General features: G+C 54.3%; 18 protein-coding genes. 8 read left to right on the top strand and 10 right to left on the bottom strand.

Annotated elements, in window-relative coordinates; translation table 11 throughout:
* Positions 1-38: 38 nt before the first annotated feature.
* The gene (locus tag DHN12_RS22270; RefSeq protein ID WP_108862171.1) at positions 39-1,427 is read right to left on the bottom strand and encodes an AAA family ATPase; all 1,389 of its coding nucleotides are present in this window, start codon (positions 1,425-1,427) and stop codon (positions 39-41) included.
* A 422-nt stretch (positions 1,428-1,849) separates the two neighbouring features.
* Here DHN12_RS22270 and DHN12_RS22265 point away from each other — a divergent pair, with 422 nt between their 5' ends.
* The gene (locus tag DHN12_RS22265; protein WP_108862148.1) at positions 1,850-2,869 is read left to right on the top strand and encodes a replication initiator protein A; all 1,020 of its coding nucleotides are present in this window, start codon (positions 1,850-1,852) and stop codon (positions 2,867-2,869) included.
* Between the two features lie 292 nt (positions 2,870-3,161).
* Positions 3,162-4,217 carry a tyrosine-type recombinase/integrase gene (locus tag DHN12_RS22260; RefSeq protein ID WP_108862147.1) on the top strand — a complete coding sequence of 352 codons (1,056 nt, stop codon included), beginning with the start codon at positions 3,162-3,164 and terminating at the stop codon, positions 4,215-4,217.
* Between the two features lie 68 nt (positions 4,218-4,285).
* Here the strand turns inward: DHN12_RS22260 and DHN12_RS22255 are convergent, their stop codons facing one another.
* Positions 4,286-5,392: a ParB N-terminal domain-containing protein gene (locus DHN12_RS22255; RefSeq protein WP_108862146.1), complete on the bottom strand. Its 1,107-nt coding sequence runs from the start codon at positions 5,390-5,392 to the stop codon at positions 4,286-4,288.
* On the bottom strand, positions 5,389-6,696 hold the full coding sequence (locus DHN12_RS22250; RefSeq protein ID WP_108862145.1) for an AAA family ATPase: 1,308 nt from the start codon (positions 6,694-6,696) through the stop codon (positions 5,389-5,391). Before DHN12_RS22250 ends, DHN12_RS22255 begins: the two co-directional genes overlap by 4 nt.
* Before the next feature lie 460 nt (positions 6,697-7,156).
* Here DHN12_RS22250 and DHN12_RS22245 point away from each other — a divergent pair, with 460 nt between their 5' ends.
* Positions 7,157-7,843, top strand: a complete 687-nt coding sequence (locus DHN12_RS22245; protein WP_306418424.1) for a DnaA N-terminal domain-containing protein — start codon at positions 7,157-7,159, stop codon at positions 7,841-7,843.
* A 326-nt stretch (positions 7,844-8,169) separates the two neighbouring features.
* On the opposite strand, the gene DHN12_RS22240 is transcribed toward DHN12_RS22245, so the two are convergent.
* The 3 genes from DHN12_RS22240 to DHN12_RS22230 are packed head-to-tail and all read right to left on the bottom strand — an operon-like array spanning position 8,170 to position 11,526.
* Positions 8,170-8,991: a CpsD/CapB family tyrosine-protein kinase gene (locus DHN12_RS22240; protein WP_108862144.1), complete on the bottom strand. Its 822-nt coding sequence runs from the start codon at positions 8,989-8,991 to the stop codon at positions 8,170-8,172.
* A gap of 41 nt (positions 8,992-9,032) precedes the next feature.
* Complete coding sequence (locus DHN12_RS22235) at positions 9,033-10,559, bottom strand: lipopolysaccharide biosynthesis (protein WP_108862143.1); 1,527 nt, start codon at positions 10,557-10,559, stop codon at positions 9,033-9,035.
* A gap of 52 nt (positions 10,560-10,611) precedes the next feature.
* The gene (locus DHN12_RS22230; RefSeq protein WP_108862142.1) at positions 10,612-11,526 is read right to left on the bottom strand and encodes an ExeA family protein; all 915 of its coding nucleotides are present in this window, start codon (positions 11,524-11,526) and stop codon (positions 10,612-10,614) included.
* Positions 11,527-12,114: 588 nt separating this feature from the next.
* Between DHN12_RS22230 and DHN12_RS22225 the strand changes: the two genes are divergently transcribed.
* Entirely contained in the window at positions 12,115-13,011 is an 897-nt protein-coding gene (locus tag DHN12_RS22225; RefSeq protein WP_199913567.1) for a glycosyltransferase family 2 protein, read from the top strand.
* 13 nt (positions 13,012-13,024) lie between these two features.
* Here the strand turns inward: DHN12_RS22225 and DHN12_RS22220 are convergent, their stop codons facing one another.
* The 3 genes from DHN12_RS22220 to DHN12_RS22210 all read right to left on the bottom strand — a co-directional run bounded on the left by DHN12_RS22220 (position 13,025) and on the right by DHN12_RS22210 (position 16,541).
* Entirely contained in the window at positions 13,025-14,344 is a 1,320-nt protein-coding gene (locus DHN12_RS22220) for a polysaccharide pyruvyl transferase family protein (protein ID WP_255415481.1), read from the bottom strand.
* A 5-nt stretch (positions 14,345-14,349) separates the two neighbouring features.
* Complete coding sequence (locus tag DHN12_RS22215) at positions 14,350-15,294, bottom strand: glycosyltransferase family 2 protein (RefSeq protein WP_159090172.1); 945 nt, start codon at positions 15,292-15,294, stop codon at positions 14,350-14,352.
* A 74-nt stretch (positions 15,295-15,368) separates the two neighbouring features.
* On the bottom strand, positions 15,369-16,541 hold the full coding sequence (locus tag DHN12_RS22210; protein WP_159090170.1) for a glycosyltransferase: 1,173 nt from the start codon (positions 16,539-16,541) through the stop codon (positions 15,369-15,371).
* Positions 16,542-17,676: 1,135 nt separating this feature from the next.
* Between DHN12_RS22210 and DHN12_RS22200 the strand changes: the two genes are divergently transcribed.
* The gene (locus DHN12_RS22200; RefSeq protein ID WP_234416753.1) at positions 17,677-19,380 is read left to right on the top strand and encodes a hypothetical protein; all 1,704 of its coding nucleotides are present in this window, start codon (positions 17,677-17,679) and stop codon (positions 19,378-19,380) included.
* Positions 19,377-20,063 (top strand): CatB-related O-acetyltransferase, encoded by a 687-nt coding sequence (locus DHN12_RS25120; RefSeq protein ID WP_108862136.1) that lies wholly within the window; start codon positions 19,377-19,379, stop codon positions 20,061-20,063. The genes DHN12_RS22200 and DHN12_RS25120 overlap by 4 nt, the downstream gene beginning before the upstream one ends.
* Before the next feature lie 2 nt (positions 20,064-20,065).
* Here DHN12_RS25120 and DHN12_RS22190 read toward each other — a convergent pair whose 3' ends face one another.
* A complete protein-coding gene (locus DHN12_RS22190) occupies positions 20,066-20,962 on the bottom strand; it encodes a glycosyltransferase family 2 protein (RefSeq protein WP_159090167.1) in 897 nt (298 codons plus the stop codon).
* 339 nt (positions 20,963-21,301) lie between these two features.
* Here DHN12_RS22190 and DHN12_RS22185 point away from each other — a divergent pair, with 339 nt between their 5' ends.
* Complete coding sequence (locus DHN12_RS22185) at positions 21,302-22,837, top strand: oligosaccharide flippase family protein (RefSeq protein WP_108862134.1); 1,536 nt, start codon at positions 21,302-21,304, stop codon at positions 22,835-22,837.
* 768 nt (positions 22,838-23,605) lie between these two features.
* Positions 23,606-24,348: DUF1349 domain-containing protein (locus tag DHN12_RS24965; protein ID WP_159090165.1), on the top strand; the 743-nt coding region annotated here is incomplete at its 3' end.

Raw genomic sequence — 24,348 nt, 5'->3', positions numbered from 1 at the left:
TCCTCACATACGCTGGGGTCAGTGCGCGTCACGAGACGCTATTCCGCGGCCTCTTGCGCAGCCAATTCGCCGCGCCTCCAGACGCCCAGCAACAACCGTTTGAAAGCCGCATAAGTGGCGTCAAAGGTTTCGCGGCCGCGGGCATAGGTTTCTCGGTTGAAATCGCGATAATCGGCTTCGTAGATTCCATTCACCTGTTCGCTTGCCTGACCGATCAGCGCGGTGAAATCCTGCCTGTGCGGTGATAGCGTCTTGCCTAAATAAGCCTGCATCAGAGCCGATAACTCGCCTTGCTGCGCCCCGTCATAACGTGTGATTACTGCGCGAACAGCATCCCATTCAAATGCCATTTCGGGCCGCCCCAGGGCTCGGGCAGCAACATTTTCACCCTCTTCGATACTGGCAAAGGTGGAATGCAGCATGTCAAAGAACCGGCCCGTCGAGTCAAACTCCAGAAACGAGGCCCCAAGCGGCACCAGCAAAATATCAGCAGCGGCCAGCCCGTTGATGGTCAGGTATCCAAGCGCGGGCGGCGTATCGATGAAGACCAGGTCATATTCGTCGAGCACGCCATCAGCTTCAAGCCGGTCGGTCAGTGCATCCCACAACTTCCAGCCCCGCGCCTGCATTCTCCAGACGGGAATTTGGAACTCGGCCCAGTAGAGGTTCAGCTGTGCCCCAATAAGATCGATGTTTGACCAGTGGGTGCTTTGTATGACATCCCGCGCTGTCATTTCCATGGCTGCACCCAACGCTTCGTCCAGCGGTTGAGGCGCGTCGCCCCGGTCCAGACGGCGTTGGTTCTCGATCCGCAGATATTCTCCGTAATGACGAGCCAGCAACGGAAAGGCGGTTTGCCATTCATCCTCAACCTGACCGCCAAAGATAGAAGTCATTGACCCCTGGCTGTCTAGATCAATCACCAGCACCTTGTACCCGTCAAGGGCAGCGGACATCGCCAAATGAGCTGCTGTGGAAGTCTTGCCGACACCACCTTTGAAGTTGGCCACAGCCACCATCTTGGCGGGCTGTCCAGCAGGACGGTAGGACAGGTAGTTTTTGGCCTTCGATCCTTGAGCTCCAAAAAAGGCGCGTAGCCGTAGTACCTCATCCAGTGTGAACCATTTGGCTCCGCCTTCGGTCTCGGACTGGCCCTGCGGCAGATCAGGATTTTGTTTCAACACGCGGCGGAAATGAGCTTGGGCTACAGGGATCAGATAGCGGGTGATTTCCCAGGTGGAAAACAAGCGCAGCGACTTGCTCCCGGTTTCATTCAAACCCCGGCTGGCCAAATCCGAGCGACCGCGGGTGCAGGCTTCGGCAATGTCAGAAAAGTCCTGCGAACCTGTGGGTAAATCCAGATCCGTGAGTGCTGCATCGGGATCTATGTTGAAATAAGGAGGAAGGGGAGTGCCGACCTTTGCCATGATGAAAACCGCTCGATGTGCTGTGTTTTCCTCATGATAGCCAAAAAGGCAGTACATGGAACAAAAAGAAGCACAAAGACGGTTTTTCTCAGCAAAATAAGGGAATCGTGATGCGGATTTAGCGCAATTCCGGAAGGCTTTGGGTTTTTTTGATCTGTTAGATTCGTGTTATTTAATGTTACTTGATATCGATTTTCCAAGATTTTCTTTTTAAAAAAACAGGTTGCGTTACTTTTGACGGGTATTTCCGACTCTGAAACCACGATGAAACGACTCTGAAACCCCGGTTGGGTGACTCTGAACCCCCGTTGTGCGAGTCTGTGGATAACTCTAGGGTGGGTGTCACTGAAACCACGAAAAAATGAGTTCGGTATTAGGTGTCAGCAAGACCCCGAAAACGAGGGCGGCAGGAAGACAAGGTCATGGACAGGTCAGTTACAGAAACGTCGGGGAGGCTTCTTCCGGACCGCAGACAGCAGGGTGACTTTTTCGTCTGCGATGTGTTCGATGCGATCCCAAAAGATGACCTAGCCAGCATGGAGCATCCGCTGTTCTCGCTGGCGACCCGGCCGGATCGCCGTATCCTGAATTATGAGCACAATGGAGTGGAAATCACAGTGACGCCTTCGGTGAAAGGGCTGGCGACGATTCATGACAAAGATATCCTGATCTTTTGTATCAGCCAGCTGATGGCGGCGATCAATGCGGGTCGTCAGGTCAGCCGTACGTTGCAGCTCAAGGCGCATGACCTGCTGGCGGCGACCAATCGGGAAACCAGCGGCGACTCCTACCGACGGCTGCGTGAAGCCTTTGAGCGGCTGGCGGGCACCCGTATCACCACCAATATTGTCACCGGCGAAGAAGAGACCACCACCGGGTTCGGCTTGATCGAAAGCTGGGAGATTGTGCGCAAGACACGCGGGGGACGTATGGTCAACGTGGCGGTGACGCTGTCCGACTGGCTGTACCGGGCGGTGCTGTCGAAAAGCGTCCTCACGCTTTCCCGCGACTACTTTCGGCTGCGTAAGCCGCTAGAGCGGCGGATCTATGAATTGACGCGCAAACACTGCGGACGCCAGCCCGGCTGGACGGTGTCGGTGGATACTCTGCTCAAGAAATCCGGTTCAGCTTCGCCGCGCCGGGTGTTCCGCAAGATGCTGCGCGACATGATCGAAGCCGATCACCTGCCCGATTACGAAATGCGGGAAGAGCCAGGGGATCTGATCCGGTTCACCCCGCGCAGCGGTTTGATTGAACCGGACCGCCCTCCTCCGATCCTGAGACCGGAGACACTGGAGGAGGCACGGCGCCTGATGCCAGGAGCCGATGTTTATGCGCTTGAGGCGGATTGGCGTGGGGTCTGGGCGCGCTCGGGCGCGCCGCGGCTGAGAAAGCCGGACGCGGCTTTCCTCGGCTGGGTGCGCAAACGGATTGGAGGATGAGTGTTCAGCTTTCGCGCGATGCCGTGTCCTACTGCGCCAACAGGCAATATACCGAGACCGGATGTCCACTTGTTCTCTGATGCAGGGTCGACCCTGCATAGGTTCTGATCGTGTGGCTGTGTGTGGTGCTTGGGCTTTCTTGCTTTTTACAAGCGTTTTCGGTTTGTGACCCTTATTATCTCCCGATTTTGCACATTAGGTAGATGGAGGGTGAACTTTACAATCACATCCGATAAGTATCGCTTATTACGTATAATTGAATTCTTACCTGAATTGGCGCAGGATACACTTCATGAAGCCCTCTGCGCCCTATCTCCCCGCCGCCTCCCCTGCCCTCTCTCAGGCAGACCAGGATGCGTTGACTGATCTCTATGTGCGCGGCACGCCCGCCAATACACTGCGGGCGTATGAGAGGGATTTGCTCTATGTGACAGCGTGGAAACAGGCACGGTTCAACGCCGCATTGGACTGGCCTGAGGCCGAGGCCACTGCGCTGGCCTTCCTGTTGGACCACGCTCGGGACCTGAATGATGTGCCCGAGGATGATATCGCACGCAAAACCGCCGAAGCGCTGATTGCGCAGGGGCTGCGAAAAACCCTCACCTGCCCGGCCCCGTCCACGCTGGACCGGCGCATCGCCTCCTGGCTGGCCTTCCACCGGATGAAGAACCTGACCAGCCCCTTTGGTGCGCCACAGGTGAAACAGGCCCGCGCCAAGGCGCGCCGTGCCGCCGCCCGTCCTCCTGCCTCGAAATCAAAGCACCCGATCACCCGCGATGTGCTGGAGCAGTTGTTAGCCACCTGCCATGGATCGCGGCGGGATTGCCGGGATCGAGCGCTCCTGATGTTGGGCTGGGCCTCGGGCGGCCGCCGCCGGTCCGAGATCACCGGGTTGATGCGCGCGGATGTCAGCCTGAAGGAGTTCGACAAGACAGGGCTGATCTGGCTATCGCTGCTGGAGAGCAAGACCACTCAAAAGGGCGAAACACCGCGGCTGGTGCTGAAGGGTCGGGCAGCGCAAGCGCTGGTGTTTTGGGTCGAGGTGGGTGAGATCACCGACGGCCCTCTCTTCCGGCCCATCTCCAAAGCCGACCGGGTTCTGGCCCGCCGCCTCTCCCCGGACGCGATTTACCAAATCGTCAAACACCGGCTGAAACTGGCGGGATTGCCCGAGAGCTTCGCTTCGCCACATGGGCTGCGATCGGGGTTTCTGACCCAGGCCGCGCTCGATGGCGCGCCGATCCAGGCCGCCATGCGCTTGTCCCTGCACCGTTCCATGGCCCAGGCGCAGAAATATTATGACGATGTGGATATTGCCGAGAACCCGGCCACAGATCTGCTGGGGTGAGGTCTGCAGAAAAGAATACCGGGCTGAAGGCCCGGCGTTCCCTTCCCACAAAGCTGCAAACCAGAGCTTTACCCGTGGGTAAGATCACCGTCCTCCAGCAAATCGTCGATCAAAGTTGCAATAGCCTTTTCCAGCTTTGCGCGATCCACGCGTGTGAAATCCAGGTCATAGCGCAGCTCGATCCGGCCGCTGGAGGCCGAACATTTGGCTACCCCTGCCCGGCCCGAAACCTGAAAAGTAGTTTTTGCACGGCGGGTTTTCCCGCTCGCGGATGGCGCAGGCTTCTTGGCTGTGCTGCGGTCGGTCTCGATAAAGGTTCGCAATATCGCAATTTCACGTGGGCCGTCCCGATCCGGTTCGGTCAATACGGCGGTGCTGACCTGGCGGATCAAGCCCGGATTGGCGTTCAGCTTGCGCTTCAGTTCGACCCCCAGATTGCGCGGAATTTCGTTGGGATGCATCAGCACCTTGTCCAACATCATGAGCAAGCTGGCAAAGGACCGGATGTAACTGCGCTTGGTATAACTTGCAGACTTGAACAGGATCGCAACAGCCTTATCCACTTCGGGGCATTCGTTGGCAGGATCTTCGGCATAGGCTCGCGCCAATGCGCCCATCTCGGAGAAAGAGATATCTTTGCGGATCAGGTTCTCATCAACCATGCGCCGATAGCTGTCATTTATGTCGCTTGCATTTGAGATACCGGCCGGGATTTTGGCGTAGATGTCATCACCCGTTTCCTCGTGCAGCGCTCGATAGGCCGACAACCGGCGCATACCCTGGATCAGATCAAAGCGGCCATCCGTCCGGCGTTCAAGACGGATTGGGTTCGACAATCCAATGTCACGGATAGAATCCTTCAATTCGTCCAGTTCGGCGTCGGGGCCAGCCTTGCGATCCCGGGTGAGCTTTCCGGTGACGACATCCGACAGGACGACGTGTTCCGTCACCAACCCTTCGGACCGCAGCCGTACCAATTCATGCGCCAAACGGTCGTTTTCAGAGCGAATGGTTTCTTCGGTCGATTGTTGATTACGCAGGGCATCCGCATTCTCGGATATTGCCGCGGCCATTGGCCCGCGCCGCTTCTCCAGAACTTTGTCCGGAACCTTGCCAACCGGGATGTCCTCCATGGCTGGCATATCGATGTCAAACATTCTGCGTTTGCGGCTCATGTGTCATCCTCCAGCTTATCCCAGGCCGCCAGCATCGTGCCTCGGAACTCTTCATAGACATTATCGAAAGTCGAGCGTGCGCGACGCCAAGTTTCCCGCGTCATCTCGCGATAATCCATCTCGTAGACCGAACTCAGGAAACGACCGGATTGTTCGACAGCACGCGTCATCTCGACCGGATGCTCCGCGACGTGGTCACCGAACACTTTCCTGAAAGCATCAAACATGGCGAGGTGCAGGGCGTTGCCGGGCTCATAGCGGGTCAACAGGAACCGAAGTTCGCAGAAAGTTTTGGGAAGGCCAATCTTACCCGTGGGTAAGGTTTTGTCGAACCCATAAGCCAGATCCTCCAGCGCCTCAGCTAGCTGACCGATGAAGGAGGTAGTCGAGTCATATTCCCAATATCCGGGGCCAGACGGGATATAGAGCATGTCCGCCGCGAACACTGCGTTCATCGACTGGTAGCCAATCGCCGGGGGACAGTCGAATAGGATCAAGTCATAGGCATCATCTGGGATCTGATCCAAATATCGCGACACCGCTGCAAAAAAGGACCACTCGGGGTTCAGATGCCGGTACTGAGCCGAAGCGAACTCTACGAAGGCCGCGTTGGCGCAGGAAGGGATCGCATCGATGCTGGACCAGGATGTCTGCTTGATGAAATCCGCGATGCGCAGATCGCCCAGACCCATGCCGGTGACCGATGGCGGCAGCTCGCGGCGGGGCAGGGCGGTGCCGGACTCGGCAGCAACGGGGCGATTGTTCATGCGTTCGGTTTCGCGGATCAGGTCCCGCGCCATGATGCCCCAAACGGTAAAATCTTCAGTCACGTCTGTCAGACCCATGGAATGACTCAACGTGGCCTGCGGGTCAAAATCCACGACCAGCACGCGATAACCATCGAGCGCCGCCGCATGCGCAAGGTGGAGCGCAACGGTGGATTTTCCGGCACCACCCTTAAAGTTGGCTACCGCTGCCCGAATGGCGCGTTTACCGGCAGGGCGGGGCGGCATCAGGGACTTCCGATTTACCTTGAGCCGTCGACGCAGTTCATTCACCTCTTCCAGGCTGAACCAGCGCTGACGACCATCGGGTTCAACCTCGCCACTGGGCAGAGTAGGATCCGCCGCAAGCTTGCCGCGAAAGGTCGACTGGTTGACGCGAAAGATCAGCTCGGAGACTTCCCAACTTGAAAAGCGACGTAGGGTCTTCTCCATTTCCGGGCTGAACGTTTGCTGGCGGATCCATCCCTGTAATTTGAGGGACTGGTTCCGCAGAGTATTTAGGTCTTCGTGCGTGTACATGCCTCGAGTCTCGTTTCTTAGGACGCTATTTTTAGATATTTTTGTATTTACGCTGAAATTGCGTTTTACGCAAAAGAAAATATGATGCCGGTATGATCTTACCCACGGGTAAGAAAGCAGGGGAAAACAGCGCCGGAATCGATTCGGAGCAATGGAATAAAAGCCCCCCTAACATTGACCCTCGCCCCAATACTTAGGGGGCCACGAGGCTGGAAACTCCCCTATATAGGGGGGCAAAAGAGATCAATAGGGGGACATTCAGGATGCCCCCCATCACCAATACTTCACCAGTTTTCTTTTGAATTTTGATGCGGGCCTGACCGCAAAACGATCTCGTCGCAGACTCCGCTTGACACAACCGATCATTTGGACGTTAATTGTGTCACGATAGTGAAAAGCGTTGGGTGAACAGCGTAAGACTGGCGGCATAGCTCCGCACGAGGCAGGCAGAGCGGTGAGAATGGAAATACAGGTTGCGAAACCGGCTGGACGAAATGCGCCGGCTTTCAAGTATGATATTCTGTCTGCATTGGCCGTATACGCCTTGTCAGGCGACAAGCACAGACAGCGCAGCATCCTGCGCGTCGTTGCCCTAATCACCACTCGGTATAACTGGCGCAACAATGAGCTGTCGATCGGACGGGAAGAAATAGCCCGGCTCTGGTCTGTGAATGAGCGCACGGTCAAACGCGAGATGGCAAAGCTTCGTGCGATGGGATGGATCGCCGTCAAACGCCCGGCCGTGCGGGGGCGCGTTGCCGTCTATGAGTTGGATCTGAAGCAGCTGATGATCGACACGTCGGATATCTGGCCCACAATCGGATCCGATTTCCTGTCGCGGATGTCGGTTGAACCGGAAGAGACAACCAACGTCGTCCCTTTCAAAGCCAAGGATTTTTCGCCTGATGCGGCTGGTGACGTCTGGAGTCGGGTTCAGGCAGTCCTGCATGGGCGCGATCCGGAGTTATGGAGCAGTTGGTTCCAACATCTGACTGAAGCTGATAGGGCAGGGGGGACAGTGACCTTGGTCGCGCCATCACGTTTCATGGCTGATTACATTGATCAGAATTGGTCTGGACGATTGCTGGCAGCATATAGCCGCGTAGACCCGGCGATCAGAGTCCTCCGTATTGAGGCAGGCAGTTAGAGTCGCTTCTTTGGGTTATTCTATGAGGTCTCTGCTGTTTCTGAGGAACAGCAATGTAGCAACCGCGATAGCCGAACCATGCCCCGTTATTTTTCTATAACGCCCAAATATGCACATTCTGTTCAGTTGGGCCTTGGGCAGGTTCAAGACGTGTTTTGCAGGTTGGTGCGCGCTACTTTGATTGACTGTGTGTGAGTGATGACAGTTGCCAAGAGGAAAATCTTGATGCACCCGATGCATCTTCACAGGGCAGAATATCAGACACGTCGCTGATCCGTTCCGAACGATGAAATTTGCTTCCAACAAAATTTCAGCGGGTTCTGAGACTAATATCCATACCCATACGCGCCCTCTGTATAATGGGCCTTGTTCAGAACGACACCCATCACATTCGTTAACTCCGACAATTGGCGCTCGGCCACATCGATCTGGTCGATCGTGGTGCGTTCGGCTTCGATCAGCAACAGGGCGCAATCCACATTCCCCAGGAAGCCGAAATTGTCATCCACCTCCATCAGCGGGGGCATGTCGAACAGCATAAGGTCCGGTTCGAACCCGGCCTGGAGTGAATCCAGCACCTCTCCGGCTTTCGTGCTTTGCAGGACTTCGGCGGCATTTCGAACAGTGCTGCCGTTTAACCCCAGTGCCACGTTTTCGCCAAGCCGCTGAGCATGCTTGGAAAACGGGACGTCTCCCCGCAGCACATCGGCCATCGTGTGCTGGCAGTGCTGGCTAAGAATTTTACGCAACCCACTGCGACGCAGGTCAAGATCCAGAACGATCGTGCGCAGATCGGACTGCCGTCCGAAGCTAAAGGCGAGGTTGGCTGCTGCGGTACTCTTGCCGCAAGCACTGTGTGGTGAAACCAGCGCAACCCTTTTCCACTCCCGGCTTCTGGCCTGTTGCAGAATACGGGTGCGCAGCATGTCGAACGGCCCCGCTGCGGGTCCGTCGGCGCTGGCGACAAGTCGGTTGCGGCTAAGGGCAGACTCGGGCACGTCGATCTGCGTCAGATCTTTCCAACGTTCCCTCAGGCTCTCATCCGTCGGCTTGACAGGTTTTACCACCGGTTCGGTAGCAGGCCGGGGGTTACCGGCTTTCTGCCGCTGCGACCGTGCCTTTTCTATGGCAACCTGCAGTTTCTCCATCGACCGCTATCCTTCCCGATCAAAGCTATTCAGGCGGCGGATCACCAGCGCGTCCCGATTTTTTCCATAACCCTCTCGGCCATCAGATCCAGAGGCTGATAATAGGTGTGTATCGCATATACCCCGGCCGACACGCTAACGAGTATGATCGTCAGCCGCGCCAGTTTGAACCCCCGTCGCCGCCAAATTTCCCCCGGTGTTGAGATGTATGGAATGGTCGCCAGAGGCGTGATGTCCAGGCGCGCGACCAGATCTTCCGGCCGCCGGACAGATCGGTTCAGCATTTCCAGCAGCACAACCAGACCAAGCCCCGCGAGAATACCCAGAAAGCATCCGCCGGCAGCGATCAAAGTTCGGTTGGGCTTGGACGGCCGGTTCGGCACAACTGGTGGTTCGATCACGGACACGCGCTGGCCCTGTGCCGTCACTTCGATCCGTTCGCCGGTGCTGGCCCGGGAAAGCCGGTCAACGGCCAGATTGTACTGTTGTTGCAGGTTGTCCCGGTCTTGGGTCAGTTCTTCGATCTGGATCGATGTGGCGGGCGTCCGGTTGATCGTGTCGGTCACTTTTTCCAGCCGTGCCTGTGTCGCGGATTGTTGTCCTCTGAGCACATCAATACGGGTTGCGATCTCGGCCAGCTGTACATCAAGCAGTGCGTTGCCCGTGGTATCCTCGTCGTCCTCAGGACGGGGCTGTACCGTCTTTTCCATCTCGGCAATGCGCGCTTTGAGCACCTTCACACGCGGGTTCTGTTCGGAATAGATGATTAGCGCTTCGCCGAGCTGGCGGCGGAGTTCTTCAAGTTCCCGGCTTTCCGGAGACTGCTGCGTCCTTTCGAACCCGTTCACGCGCCCGGTGGATTCGAAAATCAGGATCAGGTTCTGGCGCTGATCCTCAAGGCCCGCGATTTCGCGTTCGAGCATCGCCTGACGCTCCTGCAGCAGCGTTTGCTGGCTGAGCTTGTAATCGAGGCTTTCCGGCAGTGCATCGGAGTTTTCGGTCTTGAAGGCTAGCAGGCGGGCATTGCGCCTAGCCAATTCCTCACTCAGGCGCGCCACTTCCTGTTCAAAAAATTCAAGCGTTTGCGCTGCGCGCGCGGTGCGGGACCGGACGTCTTCCTGCTGGATCAGATTCAGGTATTCATTGAGCACCCCTGCCGCGACCGCGCCTGATCGCGCCTCGAAACTGATCTGCATCAGCGGCACCGGCGCCCTGTGGTTGCTTGCACGCACTGTGGTGCGCGCCCGCATCGCCGAGACGATCCGGTCCGGCAACATTTCAGAGATATCCGGGAATACCCTTTGCCGGTTGGCGATATCGATCAGGTTGGCCCGGGTCAGCAGCCTTTGTTCAAGAAGCTCAAGTTGCTGTTGCGCCGGGGTGCGCACCGTCGATGCGGCCAGATCGTCGGGAATCCGAGGCGCTTCGACGATCAGTTTCATCTCTGACACATAGGCTGGCGGCAGAGAGAAAGCGACGATGATCGACGCCGCGCTGATCACGGTTGCGACAAGCATGAAATACGGCAGCCGCCGCGAAAAGATCGACCAGTAAAACCGTAAGTCCACGTTCAGTTATCCCGTTTTCCGTCGAACTGAGCCCGATTGTAATCCAACACTGTCACCCCGCCTTTTCCTTTGGCAGGATTCGCTCTTCCTGATTTAGCGTCAGAACCTGAAGTTTTTTTTTCTCGCCGCAATCCGGCGTAGAAAGCGCTCCGAAGAACACGTCATCGTCCAGAACGTTTTGCACAATTCTCTCCGACACAGTCATGCTATCGTCGCTCCAGGCATATAGCAGGCCAAATTCGCAAAGCTGGTTGACGAGGCGCGGAATGCCCGCAGTCGTCTCATACACCATGGCACAAGCCCCGGGCGTGAATTCCTCACCAGTGCCGCCAGCGACCTGCAACCGGTGTGCGATGTAGTCGGTAACGGTTTTCCGGTCCATGCCTGGTAGGTGAAAGCTGGCTGCCACCCTCTGGGCTAGTTGGCGCATGTTTGGATCCAGAACCATGTCCCGCAACTCGGGCTGCCCGACCAGAATCAACTGCACCAGTTCGTCTTTGTTAGAGTTGATATTGGTCAGCATCCGCAGTTCTTCGAGGCCTTCGCGCGACAGGTTCTGTGCCTCGTCAAAAATCAGCGCCACCCGTCGACCGGCGGCGTATTCTGCAATCAGGAAATCCAGCAGCGTCTGGAAAAGCTGCACATAGGGAACCCGCGGATTGACCGGGACATCCAGCGCATTCAGAACCCATTGCAGCATTTCGCCACGCCCGCGATGCGCGTTCGAGATCAGGCCAGTGGTGATATTATCATCCATCTGGCTAAGAAGTTTCTGGATCAGGGTCGTTTTTCCTGATCCGATCTCGCCGGTGATCAGAGTGATGGGAGCCCGGGACAGGATACCAAACTCTAGCACCATGAAGGCGCGTTTGTGAACCTTTGACCAGAACAAAAAACCTGGATCCGGCAGCAGCGTGAACGGCCGCTCGGTTAGCCCGAAATGCTCGACATAGAGATCATTGCTCATGCGAACGACAACTTTCAAAAAACATCAACACTCGACACAACAAAACAAACTCGGAAACGGCTATGGAACAAAGCAACCGAGCTCATAATACGATTCAATCAGATCACGATTGTAGCGGTCACAACTCTCCCCGCCTACCCCTTGGGGCGAAACTCTTGCAACGACCGTCACACCAACTGGTCAGTCTTTTGATCTATGTAAGGGTTCATCACCCTTTTTCCAGACTTTCCGACAGGAACGATTAATCAATTACAGGCATCAAAATTGACGTTCCGTATGGAACTGTATCCATATTCAGAACAAATCTGATAGTGACCTGATTTTCGAATCGTTATCGTACATATGCAATTACCGACGGATCAATCGTAAGGTCCGTTACTTCTTTCCCAGGCAAGTGCAGGCTCTCTGACTGGACTCTTTCTGAATTAGCCATTTCACTTTACCACGGACAAACCGGGATTCTGATTTCTTATTCGCGGGGAAATGGCAAATACGGATGTATCATAGGGTTGAAGCAGATCAGTCCACGCCTTTCTGGATTGCGCGGCATCTGATACCTTTTCATCAAATTATTTTCGAGATTGCTTTATGCTGATTTCCGTCATCATTCCGCACTACAATCAACCCGAGCATCTGCGCACCTGCCTGGACGTGCTCCATCGGCAAAAGAACCATGGATCGGATGTGGAAATCCTCGTCGTGGACAATGGGTCAACGCAGAGCCCGCAGGATATCTGCAGCGTCTACCCAGAAGTACGGCTTTTGTTTCAGGGGATACTTGGCCCCGGACCTGGCCGTAACCTTGGCGCAGAACAGGCGCACGGAGATATTCTGGCGTTCATCGACGCGGATTGCCATGCCCATGAAAACTGGCTTTTTGTGATTGAGGCAGCATTTCGGAATCCCGACACGCAAATTATTGGCGGCGATGTCCAGGTGCAATATGCCATTCCCGGGCACCCCACCTTTCTGGAGCCATATGAGCGCATCTACGGTTATCGTAACCGCAAATATATTGCTGAAGGATATTCCGGCACCGGCAATCTCGCCATGCGTGCGGAGGTGTTCGAAAAGGTCGGCCTCTTCGCTGGGCTGGAGGTTGCGGAAGATCGGGATTGGGGCTTTCGGGCAAAATCCCTCGGCTATACCACAATTTATTTTGGAGACATGATTGTCCATCACCCCGCCCACAAATCCTTTGTGGAACTGGCCCGAAAATGGGACCGGCATATCAGTCACGACTACTCGGACTATTACATGAAACCTTTCGGCAGGTTGCGCTGGCTGGTCCGGGCCATCGCCGTTGCCGGCTCGCCAGCAGGAGAAATCGGAACGGTGCTGATGTCCAAACGCCTGCGGGGAACCCGGGAACGGGGTCTGGCTTTGGTGTGCCTGGTTAGAATTAGGCTCTATCGCGCACGCAGAATGCTGCAGATGGCTTTCACGCCACGCTCCATGCACGCCGAAGGTGACTGGAGCCGGTAACGATCACCGGCTATCAGAGCGTCCTGGCGGATGTGTTTTTCTGGTTTTTGATATAGCTGAAAATCCGGTCCATCTGACTCTGGGCCTGGCTTTTGACGCCCGGCAAATGCTCGGCCAGGGTCTTTGCCGCACTGACCCTGTGTTCCCAGGCCTCCCAGAGACCATCAACACATTGCTCAAGCGTTTCGCTGCGCGGGTCGACCACATGCTGACCCTGCCCACAGGTTTCAAAGACACCCAGAGTTTTCTTGCTGTATGCGATGGCGGCTGTCGGCACTCCGGATGATAGCCCCGCGATTGTCGAATGCATGCGGGTGCCGCAGAAGAAGTCGAGCTGGGAGATTACCCATTTCATCTCCATGGCATCGTAACGTTCATCCAGAACAAGCAGCCGCTCTTCGTTGTTCAGCGCCCGGGCGGCATCCCAACAGGCTTCGGGGTCGGTATCGTGATTGTTCTTGGCGGCCAGGACGTGTGGGATCAGCACGATATTCGCTTCGGTCTGTTCGAGATACCGGGACAGAGTCTGGTGGATGATATCGCGATAATCGCTTATGAAGCCGAACTGCCGGGAGCCTTCCTCCCCCCGATTGTGGATCAGGCCGCTGACATTGATGCCAATAAGCGGGCGCGGTCTTTCCGGCTTCATCCACTCCACCAGCTTGTCTGGCATGGTTTCGGGTTTATTGTGTGGCAAGGCAAAGGCAACGTCGACCCCGGTGTCATGCCGCGCGGGATCGAGATCCGAACCCAGCAAATCCTTCAGTGTTTCAAAGCTCCGCTCGTCGCGCGCCCAGGCCATGCCGCATGCACGCACGATGTCACCGGCGATGCGCCGTGCCAAAGGCGCGCTGAACGGGCCGTAGGTCTGAGGCAGAAGGATCAATGGTGTGTTCTGGTGCAGGGCGAGTTGTTTGGTCTGCGTTATGGCATCAAACCTTTTTTGGCCGTAGATGTCTGCGAAACTGTCGCCCCCGCTGATGTCGAGAACGGCGTCGGCCTGTGCGATTGCCCGCACGCCGGGATTTCCCAGCCCGCCAAGTGCCGCGCTCATGCGCATGTTGAACAGGCTGTCCCGACGGTAATAGCGGCGGGACAGATTGGCACCGATGCGGGTGAAGTGGAACGGCTTTCCATCAAAGTGAAGGGTGGCGACACGCGGTCCGGTGCCATAGTCGAAAACCGTCACCTGTGCGTTCGGATGACGGGTTGCAATCGCGTGCATCACTGAAAGAAACAGGGCTGAAACACCAAGGTTTGCCGTATCCGGAGAGGCCCCAAAAAGGCAAAGCCTGATGGGCCTGGATGAAGTGTTAGCTGCAAAATCCTGCATTTTGATCAATATCCCTGTAGCCAAGTACGTCGCCGTGCCCAGACATCGTGCCAGACGTTAAAAGAATCCGCAGACCTCTGATCCCGCCGGATGATCCTCTTGAGGCTGAACCCCAAGAGCCGAACTATGACCAGCGTCCTGAAAACCAGCCGAAAAACAAGGGCATGGAACGAATTCGAATGAATTTTGGAAAAGGCGACTTTCGCGCGCAAAAGGCGCTCCATCTTGTCGGCGCGGACCCTTTCGGATCGCCCCCCATAGTGAATGATTTCGGCATTCGGGGTCACAATGGGTCTGGCCCCTGCCTGACGGGCCCGACAACAAAGATCCGCGTCTTCGCCATACATGATAAAGGTAGTGTCGAAGCCATTCAGCTTTTTCCACAGATCCCTGCGGATCAACAGAAAGCTACCGGAAACGGTTTCAACCTCTCGAATATCGGCCCTGTCCCATCCACCATAGCCGTCATAGTTAAACAGCCCGTTGTCAGGAAACATCTTCAGCAAACCCAAGGCCCACATAAGTTGTCCCCAGATTGTCATTTGCCGCCAGCACGACGTCGTGTTCAGGCTGAGATCGGAATAAAACTGACGACCACCCCAGATTCCGTTATCGGGATATACCGTTGCAAAGTCGACCAGCCGGTCAACAGCCCCCCCCAGCGTGACTGTGTCAGGGTTCAGAAGCAACAGGAAGTCACCTTTCGCGTCAGCGGCTGCCAGATTGTTGGCCTTTCCAAAGCCAAGATTCTGTTCTGACGCAATCAATCTTATATTCGGAAATTCGGCACGGATCGCGGCGGCTGATCCGTCTTCGGATGCATTATCGACCACGATTATTTCATACGGGACGTCTCGGGTCTCTTTTACGACCGAACGAAGCGCCTCCAGTGTTTCATCCTTGGTATTGAAACTAATGACCAGGATAGAAACCTTGACCGTTTCACTCATACTCTCACCTGCTATACCATTCATATTTCGCGCGGTTTTATCATTATTGTGTGTCATACCGGCAACCGTGCGTATCAATACGCCTCACCTGCAACTGTAACCTGATCGTCATCAAAAATCCTCTGCAGCGCTTCTGCATATGATTCAGAAACGCTTCCGGCATTGAAACGGCGAAAGAAGCCTTCGGCCTGATATCTTGCAAGTTCGGTTTTCATATGCTGCTCATTCCCGGTCAGCCGAAGCAGGCCCGATTCAATGCTCTGAACCGACTTGGGGTTGCAACGAACCCCAATATCCATGTCGTCAAAGAACCCGTCCACCCCCCGTTCTTCGGAGTAGAGAATTGGCAATCCCGCTGTCAGCGCTTCGATGTAAACCATGCCAAAAGTTTCGCGTAGTGTGGGCAGCACAAACCCCGAATACGTGTTCAGCCGTGCCTGAATTTCAGTATGAGGTATGGCCCCGACCAGCCGAACCTGATCTTCCAGATTATGTTTTTCGATCTGCTTCTGAATGGCCCGGCTATGATGCTCATCGCCCCCACCGATGATATCGAGTTGCACCAGAGTTCCGGCCGCCCTTAGCCCCGATATCGCGGAGAGGAGGTTGGGGATTCCTTTGAGGCGCCACCCGGCCAGGTGAAACGCGGCAACCAACCGACCGTTCCCCGGTTGTGGCGAAAGCAATTCGGTACTCTGGCTGATGGTGGGCAAAAGCTGCCTGGGCGCCCGGTCTGCTCCAAGGGTCCGGTCCACATAGCGTTCGATCCAGGGCGTCACAGGAAGCAACAGCGCGGCCCCCCCGACCAATTGTCGATAGGTTTCGCGCTTTTGCAGTTTCAGGCGGAGGTACTTTTGATCCGTGTTCCCACGAATTGTGCAAATATAAGGAATTTGTCCCAATGCTCTCGACACGCGTTGCGCCACCAGACCTTCAATCGAAAGCTTGTGCGCATGCAACAAATGGACCTCTTCATTCGTTTCGCGAAGATCATTGACGATCCAATCCGCCACTCCGGACAGAAACGTTTCCAGAAATATACTCAGGGGCGGTGCCTTGTAACAAATTGTGGCGACACCGTTCTGACGACCAATCAGTTGCAGGCCGCCAAGACCGGATTTTCGGTTGATCGAGTAAACGAGATGACGAAAACCATTTGTGTTTTCCAGCAGATTTTTGATCGCCAGCGTTTTCCTCTCATTATACAGATCGGGATAGTCGGCGGTGATATGCAGGATGGTCTTCACTATTCCTTCCCTCGTGCCCGAACGTTTCCGGGTATACGTACAAGGCGGGTTTTCAGTCTGGCAATATAACTGGTCATTTTAAAAAATCCTGAGTTTGAAAACCGTGCCCAGTATCTAGGTCATCAAAGTTCCGTCAAGATGGCAGCAATGCGCTGATCTTCGTTCAGGATCAATCCGAAGAGTGTCAGGTGTATCTTCCTGAAGGCGTCCGGTTTCCTGATCTGGGTTTTGAGCAGACTTTCAGAGCGGGCGTGACCGACGAAATGTTTCCAAATGGAATTCAAATAATGGGTTTCTTCCAGAATATACGCCAAATTATCAAACAATCTGGGCAGTAGGTCAGCGGTCGAATCGTCCCCGGGCATCCCATACATCAGAGCACCGGTACCAGTTGTGGCGCCCTCATCGGAGTCGCCACGCTGCCTGCAAAAAACTAACCCTGAAAACCCGCAGAACAGGTGTGTTTACCCGTAGCAATGCCATAAACGCGTCAAGATACATTGGCAGAGGCTCGTGACGCAGAACTTTGGTGTCCGATCGCGAAATCCCGGACCCGAACTGCCTTGTCTGACCGTTATACAGATCTTGGCATACGCATCACAGAGACCATAGAATAACTCTGTCCGAGGAAAGCGGCACTGCAGCCATTATTAGGTTTGTGCAATAAAGCCAGACTACGGTAAGAATTCATATTATTGGTATTAGGACATAAAGAGTGGACACATCCAAAGCACGCCGCAGCGCAAAGCCGTACCATATTAGGTCACTTGATGATCTTGGTGATATGGGCGCAGTTCAGCCCAAGGCACCCTCGCTACTTTCGCTAGATGTTTTTGATACAGTTTTAACCCGGGCGTGCGGTCGTCCACATGATCTGTTCATCTGGCTGGGTCGCCGTCTGGCGACCAAAGGAATGATAAACTGTTCTCCTGAGCTATTCGCGCAGGTCCGGGCGAACGCCGAGCAGGCCGTATGGCGGCGCGAAGGCGGATTAGATTCCAAAGCCGGGCTCCGGGATTTTTATGTCGAAGTCGCAAGTCGACTTCATCTGGATGAACAACTGGTCCCGCAATTGGCAGAGGCCGAACTTTCGCTGGAAGCTGAGATGTTGCGTGCTGTCCCTGCGGCCCAGCGATTGCTTGACCGTTGCCAGGCACAGGGACTTCCTGTGGTGTACACTTCGGACACGTATTTTCCTGCCACCTTTATTGAAGACAGACTAAATTCGGCCGGGCTCTGGTTTTCCGACAGCCGTTGCCTGGTGTCATCTGAACACGCTGAATCAAAAGCTTCCGGCCGACTTTTTGAGCGCCTTACGTCAGAAAACAATTCACCGGGCCAAATTCTGCATATGGGCGATCACCCCCACTCGGATGTCGCTGTTCCGTTGAGGAGGGGGATTGAGACGCGCTGGTGTACCAGCGGGCGTTTGAACAAGTATGAAGAAATACTCGCCGACGCCGCTACGACCACTGCGGGCTTTGCATCTTCTTTGGCTGGCGCAAGCCGGATGACCCGTTTGGCAACGACGGCAACAGATGACAGAGAGGCCGCAATCCGCGATGTAGCGGCTGGTGTTGCAGCCCCGGCCCTGCTGGGGTACGTGCTCTGGATCCTGAAAAGAGCTCAGGAACTTTCGCTGGAACGCCTCGTGTTTCTTGCCCGAGACGGTCAGATTTTAGCTGAACTGGCCCGCACTTTGGTGTCGCGGTTACAGCTGCCAATTGAAATCGGCTATCTGTATGTCAGCCGGAAATCTACCAATCTGGCGGCGACATTCAGTGCCGACGAGGAAGAGACAGGCTGGATTTTCCGGGATGTCCCAAGTTTATCTATAGCTAAATTCCTTGCCAGATTTGATCTTCAGTGGGATGATATCGCGCAGTTTCTGGATGAACCCGAAGATGTGGATGTAACGCATTCTGCCTCGCAAATTTCAGAAGCCTTACGCGCCCAACTAACTGAAGGGCCACTGCGCGAGTTGATTTTGGAGCGTGCATCCCGGCGGCGCGAAATCCTAACCGATTACTTCAGGCAGGAAGGCCTTCTGGATGATGTTTCTCAAGGGATAATTGATTTCGGAGGTGTGGGCAGCCAGGTTCGCGCTGTACATGCCCTAGTAAAAAATGCCGGTGGCCGGGCGCCGCGTATCTTTCTGATTGGACTGGATAACCCGAAGGACGCAGGCTTGCCCATGCCAGCTCAAGAGCCCGAGTGGGTCGCTGATACGGATTGCTATCTCTATGATCACCGCCGAAATCAGGGCATCAAGCGATCCCGGGGATTTGGAACCTGTGTCCAGATGTTCTGTGCAGCTGACCATGGCACTGTAACCGGTTATCGCCGAGAAGATGGTGCTGTGGTGCCCGATCTCTCCGTCCGCGTTAACAAGCCTGTGATTGAATGGGGGCTGAACCTTTACAACACAACACTGTCTACGTTTTCCGAGCATCTGGTGCTGGATAGTGATCTGGTTGACCCCTATGCGGATGTGCGTGATGTAACCTGCGATTTGATTACAGCGCTCTGGACACAGCCGGATCAGAATGAGGCGGCGGCTTGGGGCAGCTTCCCATTCGAGGGGGCCCAGGCTTCTGAAGAAACATCCAAATCCCTAGTGCATCGCTACACGGTGCTGTCAATTTGTAATGAAATGATTGCAGGAAAGTTTCCAAACCTGGGATGGCAACATTGGTACGAAGGTTCGCTGGCGATAAGCGGGCCAGCAATCAGAAAGGGTCTGAAGCTTGCAGAATCTGCTTATCGTAGCTCAGAAAAAAAATCTGGCACTGTACATACCGCTCTGGTGGCCGGAATCCGTAAGTTATCTGGCCGATGAGTAGTCGACTGATCCGCGTGCTCGAAAACTTGATGCCTCACGGTGTCCGGCGTGCTCTGTTGCGCCAACGCCTGAAAAAGCGGCATGGCCTGCGCTCATTGGGTCCGGAGTTCGATTATTGGATTGCTGACAACAACACGTTCGAGACCGGTTGCCGACTGGGCGGTCCGGCATATGTTTCCGGTTCCAATTTCGGGGCCTTCAGCTATGTCGAGGTTGGATGCCGGGTCAGCCTGACGGATATCGGGCGCTTTTGCTCAATCGGACCATTTTCGACGATAGGTCTGGCTGATCACCCAGATCATTTTGTCTCGACGCATCCGTATTTCTACCGCTCCTTGCCCCATGTAGGCTACGATCTGGTGGCTGAGGACGCGCATCAGGACATCACCAAAACAACGCTTGGACATGATGTGTGGATTGGACATGGCGTTATTGTGAAGGGGGGCGTGAACATTGGGCACGGGGCTATTATTGGTGCCGGTTCGGTTGTTACGCGCGATGTTCCGCCATACGCAGTAGTTGCGGGTGTCCCGGCCCGGATACTGAGATATCGGTTCGATGAGCCAACGATCGATGCTCTGCTTGCGTCACGATGGTGGGATCGCGACCTCGAGTGGCTAAAGAACAATGCAGACAAGTTAAGAGATGTAAAAGCGTTCTTGGCTGCTTTGGAGCAATAAAATCAGGGTGCCAGTGTGGACCGCCTTATTTGGCGCCTCCACTTTCCTGCCGCGACTCGAAGTTTTCTCTCGGCCATTGCGGGAAGGATGACGCTGGCACAGGCCAGCTTGGTGGTTGTGGGCACATCCGCGACGAAAACGGAACGGTAATACTCCAGCATAAGTTTAAGCCGTGGCGAAAGAACGGACTTGCGGTCACTGTTTCCACGGAACCATTTCTCGACATCGGCAAGTGTCGGATTGGCCTCATGCCGCGACCCCTCGGAATGTTTGCGTCGCAGCAAAAGCCTTTCATCCAGCCTGCTGAAACGACCCAACATGGCAAGCTCAATCATCAGGACATAATCGGAGGCCACAAAGGGACCAATGAGACGAGTCCGTCTGAGATGTTCACTTCGGATCACTCCAAAGGTCGCATTGGCCAAGCTTATATATCGCAACGTGTGTACGACGCGTGCGGCGGCGAATTTACTGCTTGGCCGCAGCGTGTCACCGTTGGCGTATGGATCAGGAATAATGGCTTCTCCATCTGAGTCGATGGTGGTTGCGGTCGTGTAAGCCAGAACAGTGTATTTCCCGGCCTTGTCGAGAGCATCAACACATTTTTCAAGGAACGTTGGCAGGCAGGCATCATCATGTGCTGCCCATTTGAACAACTCGCCCCGGGCCAGTTCGAATGTTCGATTGTAGTTGGCCGCCGCGCCCTGATTGGTCGCCTGCCGCTCATAGCGAATTCTGATGTCTTTGGCGGCGTATTCTTCGCAAATCCCCTGTGTTTTGTCCGTCGAAGCATTATCGGAAATTATGATTTCGAAATCTTCGAATGTCTGCGCAAGCAAGCTGTCCAGAGCAACCCGCAAATACTTTTCGCCATTGTAAACAGGGATTCCGATACTCAATCTTGGACTAGGCCGTGTTCCGGTCACAGTAATATTCCATGCAATAAATTAGACCCTGATTTAATCGAAACCAGAGTGCTCAAAACATGTAATCACCCTTTTGATTTGTAAAGGGTGTAGCAGCAATGTGCCTACCTGGTGGGCTTGGGGCAGGCACCATGCGTTGCCGCCGCCCGCGCCTGAGCGTGTGGTACGATCCCTTCAGTAGAGTTGTTTGGCTTAGCCCCAGGGATTCGGGCGCTTCATCAAACGCACTTTACAAAGCTGAGATTGTGGATCAGGTAAATGGCATGGATTTGAAGTCTGATTTTGCAGTAGTAACCAAATCGAGAATTCTGTGTGGCTGAACACAAGAACATCGTTGTTTCGAAAAAGCTGGTCGCTATCAACTCGGCAAGTTCGGTCCTTGCCAAAGCACTCAATGTTACCGTCCTTCTGTGGATGTATCAATATCTTCTGCACCGCATAACGGCCGAAGAATTTGCGATCCTTCCGATCGTTACGTCCCTGATGGTGTTTGCACCGCTTTTCTTTTCTTTTTTTACCGGAGGCATAAGTCGCTATGTGGTTGAAGCATATGCAAAAGGGGATTTTGCGCGCATACCTGTCCTGATTAGTTCCATATTTCCTCCGCTTGTTGTTGTCGGCGCTATTTTTCTGCTTGGTGGGGCAGCGTTCGCCCTGAATATAGAAAAGTTTCTGAACATCGCGCCCGGCATGGTGAGTTCAGCGCAGTCAATGTTGCTTTTATTGGTGGCAAGCTTCACGTTGCAAATGTTAGCTTTGCCCTTCCTTTCCGGTTTTCATGTTCGCCAGCGGTTTATTGAATTAAATCTTTTCGGCATCGCCCGTGATTTAATCCGTATGGGGCTTCTTCTGTTTTTCCTATTGTATTTTGGACCTCAGGTTATCTGGGTGGTAATAGCTACTGTAATTTCTGATACGATTTATTCCATCGTGTTAGTCATTCGCGCAAGGTTTCTGGTTCCGGAATTACGTCTTCAGCGCGGTAAGTTTCGCTGGAGCCAGGCCAAAGAGTTGACGAGTTTTGGTCTTTGGACCACAATTGGTCGTTTGGGCGGAATAATGTACACAAACGCAGCGACCATATTGCTGAATATTTATGGCACAGCTGTAGATGTGACCTGCTACCATATTGGGGCGACGTTTTACCGGCAAATCGACAGTACGGTAGGGCTTGCCGCTCAAACGCTGCAGCCAGCCCTGACGGCAATGTATGCCTTGGATGACAAGCGGAGACTGGCTGAGACTGTACTTCGTGGCGGGCGATATGCGTCATGGATAACGCTTTTGGTTGCGACACCTCTGGTGATCTACTCGGACAGCTTCGTTCACCTTTATCTGGGTGAAGAGTATTCGCAGGCTTCCATGGTTATTATCCTGTTTATGATTATCTATCCCTTTACGTCGCCAATGGCCTTACTTCCATTGACAGCAATAGCAACAAAACAGGTAAAGGCTTTCTTTTCGGCCGCATTCATCTTTCAGTTTTTCGGGCTGATCCTGATGATTTCTTTCCTGAGCTTTACCGAATTGGGCGCAGTTGGAGCAACCTTGTCGCTGACAATTATCACCATTCTTGCTCAGATCCTATTCTTTTGGATTCTCTGCCTTAAGATTATTGAAAGATCGTTTGCCGATTTGTTCCGGCGCGTTTTGGTTCCCGGTTACTCTCCGGCGATAGCCGCCAGTATTGTCTGGATTGCCCTGGACCTAAACAAACAGCCGGAAAGCTGGCATATGTTGATAGCCTATTCCGTTTACGGTGCATTGGTTTACGTTGCGGTTTTATTTGGGTTTTGCTTGAATAAAGGTGAGCGTGCAGATTTGAAGAAAATTTTGGTGAGATCATAAATTGTGCCGGCAAAAATATGGCATCTTTATTCGATAGTATCATGTTACCGTAACTCGGTTGACCATAGTTTAAGCCCACCGAGGTTTGTTGCACTAAAGCAGGTAGATTATGGGAATGAAACGCTGGGATGAATTCCTGGCAAAGCTGCTCGCGCCACCATATCTTGGGCCAGACCGAGCCTAGTCTCACTGTAGTTACCGACTTGCACAAGGGTAGTGCACAAGTTGAACATGCCGTTCTCTGGTTGTCACAGGTGGCATGTAACCCGGTGCCCCCTTCTTATGCCCCTACCCGCGCAGAAAGGTGCATCGCGCCATTGTATACTGCTACGACTAAACAGGATAATGCTGCACGATGGAAAACGGTGGTCTCTGAACCTGAATTGCGACTGTCGGATTGCAGCGGCTTCCCAGATTAAGGTCTCAAACCCTTGTCTTTGTTTCCACATGTATAACAGTAATCACTTTGGGGTGTGGCCTTCGACAATTTTGGTGACCCTCTCAGGATAGTATGTTAGAATTCTCCACGAAAAATGATGGTGTTTTTCGCAAAGAGTAATGCGTCGAAGTTTCCCGCTCTTTGTGTCTGATTGTCGGTGTTTGGTTTTTTGGGGGCTACGTTGAAATCCCGTTTTAGAATGTAAAATACACTGGGGCTTTCCTGTGTATTTTTTATTATTTTTAGGGTTTTAAGTCATTTTTGTCTGAGCATTTTGTATTGGAGCATGGTGGTGAGTTATAGCCGAGATTGTTCGGTGGGGGGGCGTATTGAGCATTTCTGACGATTTTTCTTCTGGTTCAATTGATCCGGCCTGGAACATTACTGGTCCGCAGGGGACTTCTGTGGGGCTTGGGGTGGCTGGTTCAGATGCTTATCTGGAACTTGTCACGCCGGACGGTGATCACAATGTCTGGGGCACCAACAACAGTGCGCGGGCGATGCAGAGTCAGGCTAACGCGGATTTTACCCTCGAGGCCCGATTTCTGACCACGCCAACCGAGCGATATCAGATGCAGGGCCTGCTGGTTGAACAGGATGCAGACAACTGGATCCGGTTCGACACCTATTCGGACGGCACTGATCTGCGCGCCTTTGCGGCAATCACCATCGACGGCAACACTTCGATGCAGTTCAACGTGGTCATCCCCGGCGGCAGTGCCCCGTATCTGCGAGTGGACCGGACCGGCGATACCTGGACCCTGGACTATTCCCAGGATGGAGAGAACTGGACCACCGCCGGCAGCTTTAACCACGCAATGACCGTCAGTCAGGCGGGTGTCTTTGCCGGTAATACCGGCCCGGCAACAGGCTACACCGCGCAGGTGGATTACTTTGAATTTGCCAGTGACCCGATCGCCGATGAGGATGGGACGATCACGCCGGTGAACGATCCGCCTGTTGCAACCGACGATACTCTGGCAACAGATGAGGATGTGGCGCTGACCATCAATGTGGCGGGCGATCTGTTGGCCAATGACAGTGACCCGAACGGCGATGCGCTGAGCCTGAC

Origin of the sequence: Ruegeria sp. Alg231-54, assembly GCF_900143525.1 — a bacterium.
Classification (GTDB): domain Bacteria; phylum Pseudomonadota; class Alphaproteobacteria; order Rhodobacterales; family Rhodobacteraceae; genus Ruegeria.
This window is presented reverse-complemented; position numbering and strand designations above follow the sequence as displayed.

Coding starts and splice junctions, on each gene's coding strand:
- DHN12_RS22270 (WP_108862171.1), bottom strand. CDS start 1,427: ATGGCAAAGGTCGGCACTCCCCTTCCTCCTTATTTCAACATAGATCCC.
- DHN12_RS22265 (WP_108862148.1), top strand. CDS start 1,850: ATGGACAGGTCAGTTACAGAAACGTCGGGGAGGCTTCTTCCGGACCGC.
- DHN12_RS22260 (WP_108862147.1), top strand. CDS start 3,162: ATGAAGCCCTCTGCGCCCTATCTCCCCGCCGCCTCCCCTGCCCTCTCT.
- DHN12_RS22255 (WP_108862146.1), bottom strand. CDS start 5,392: ATGAGCCGCAAACGCAGAATGTTTGACATCGATATGCCAGCCATGGAG.
- DHN12_RS22250 (WP_108862145.1), bottom strand. CDS start 6,696: ATGTACACGCACGAAGACCTAAATACTCTGCGGAACCAGTCCCTCAAA.
- DHN12_RS22245 (WP_306418424.1), top strand. CDS start 7,157: ATGGAAATACAGGTTGCGAAACCGGCTGGACGAAATGCGCCGGCTTTC.
- DHN12_RS22240 (WP_108862144.1), bottom strand. CDS start 8,991: ATGGAGAAACTGCAGGTTGCCATAGAAAAGGCACGGTCGCAGCGGCAG.
- DHN12_RS22230 (WP_108862142.1), bottom strand. CDS start 11,526: ATGAGCAATGATCTCTATGTCGAGCATTTCGGGCTAACCGAGCGGCCG.
- DHN12_RS22225 (WP_199913567.1), top strand. CDS start 12,115: ATGCTGATTTCCGTCATCATTCCGCACTACAATCAACCCGAGCATCTG.
- DHN12_RS22220 (WP_255415481.1), bottom strand. CDS start 14,344: ATGCAGGATTTTGCAGCTAACACTTCATCCAGGCCCATCAGGCTTTGC.
- DHN12_RS22215 (WP_159090172.1), bottom strand. CDS start 15,294: ATGAGTGAAACGGTCAAGGTTTCTATCCTGGTCATTAGTTTCAATACC.
- DHN12_RS25120 (WP_108862136.1), top strand. CDS start 19,377: ATGAGTAGTCGACTGATCCGCGTGCTCGAAAACTTGATGCCTCACGGT.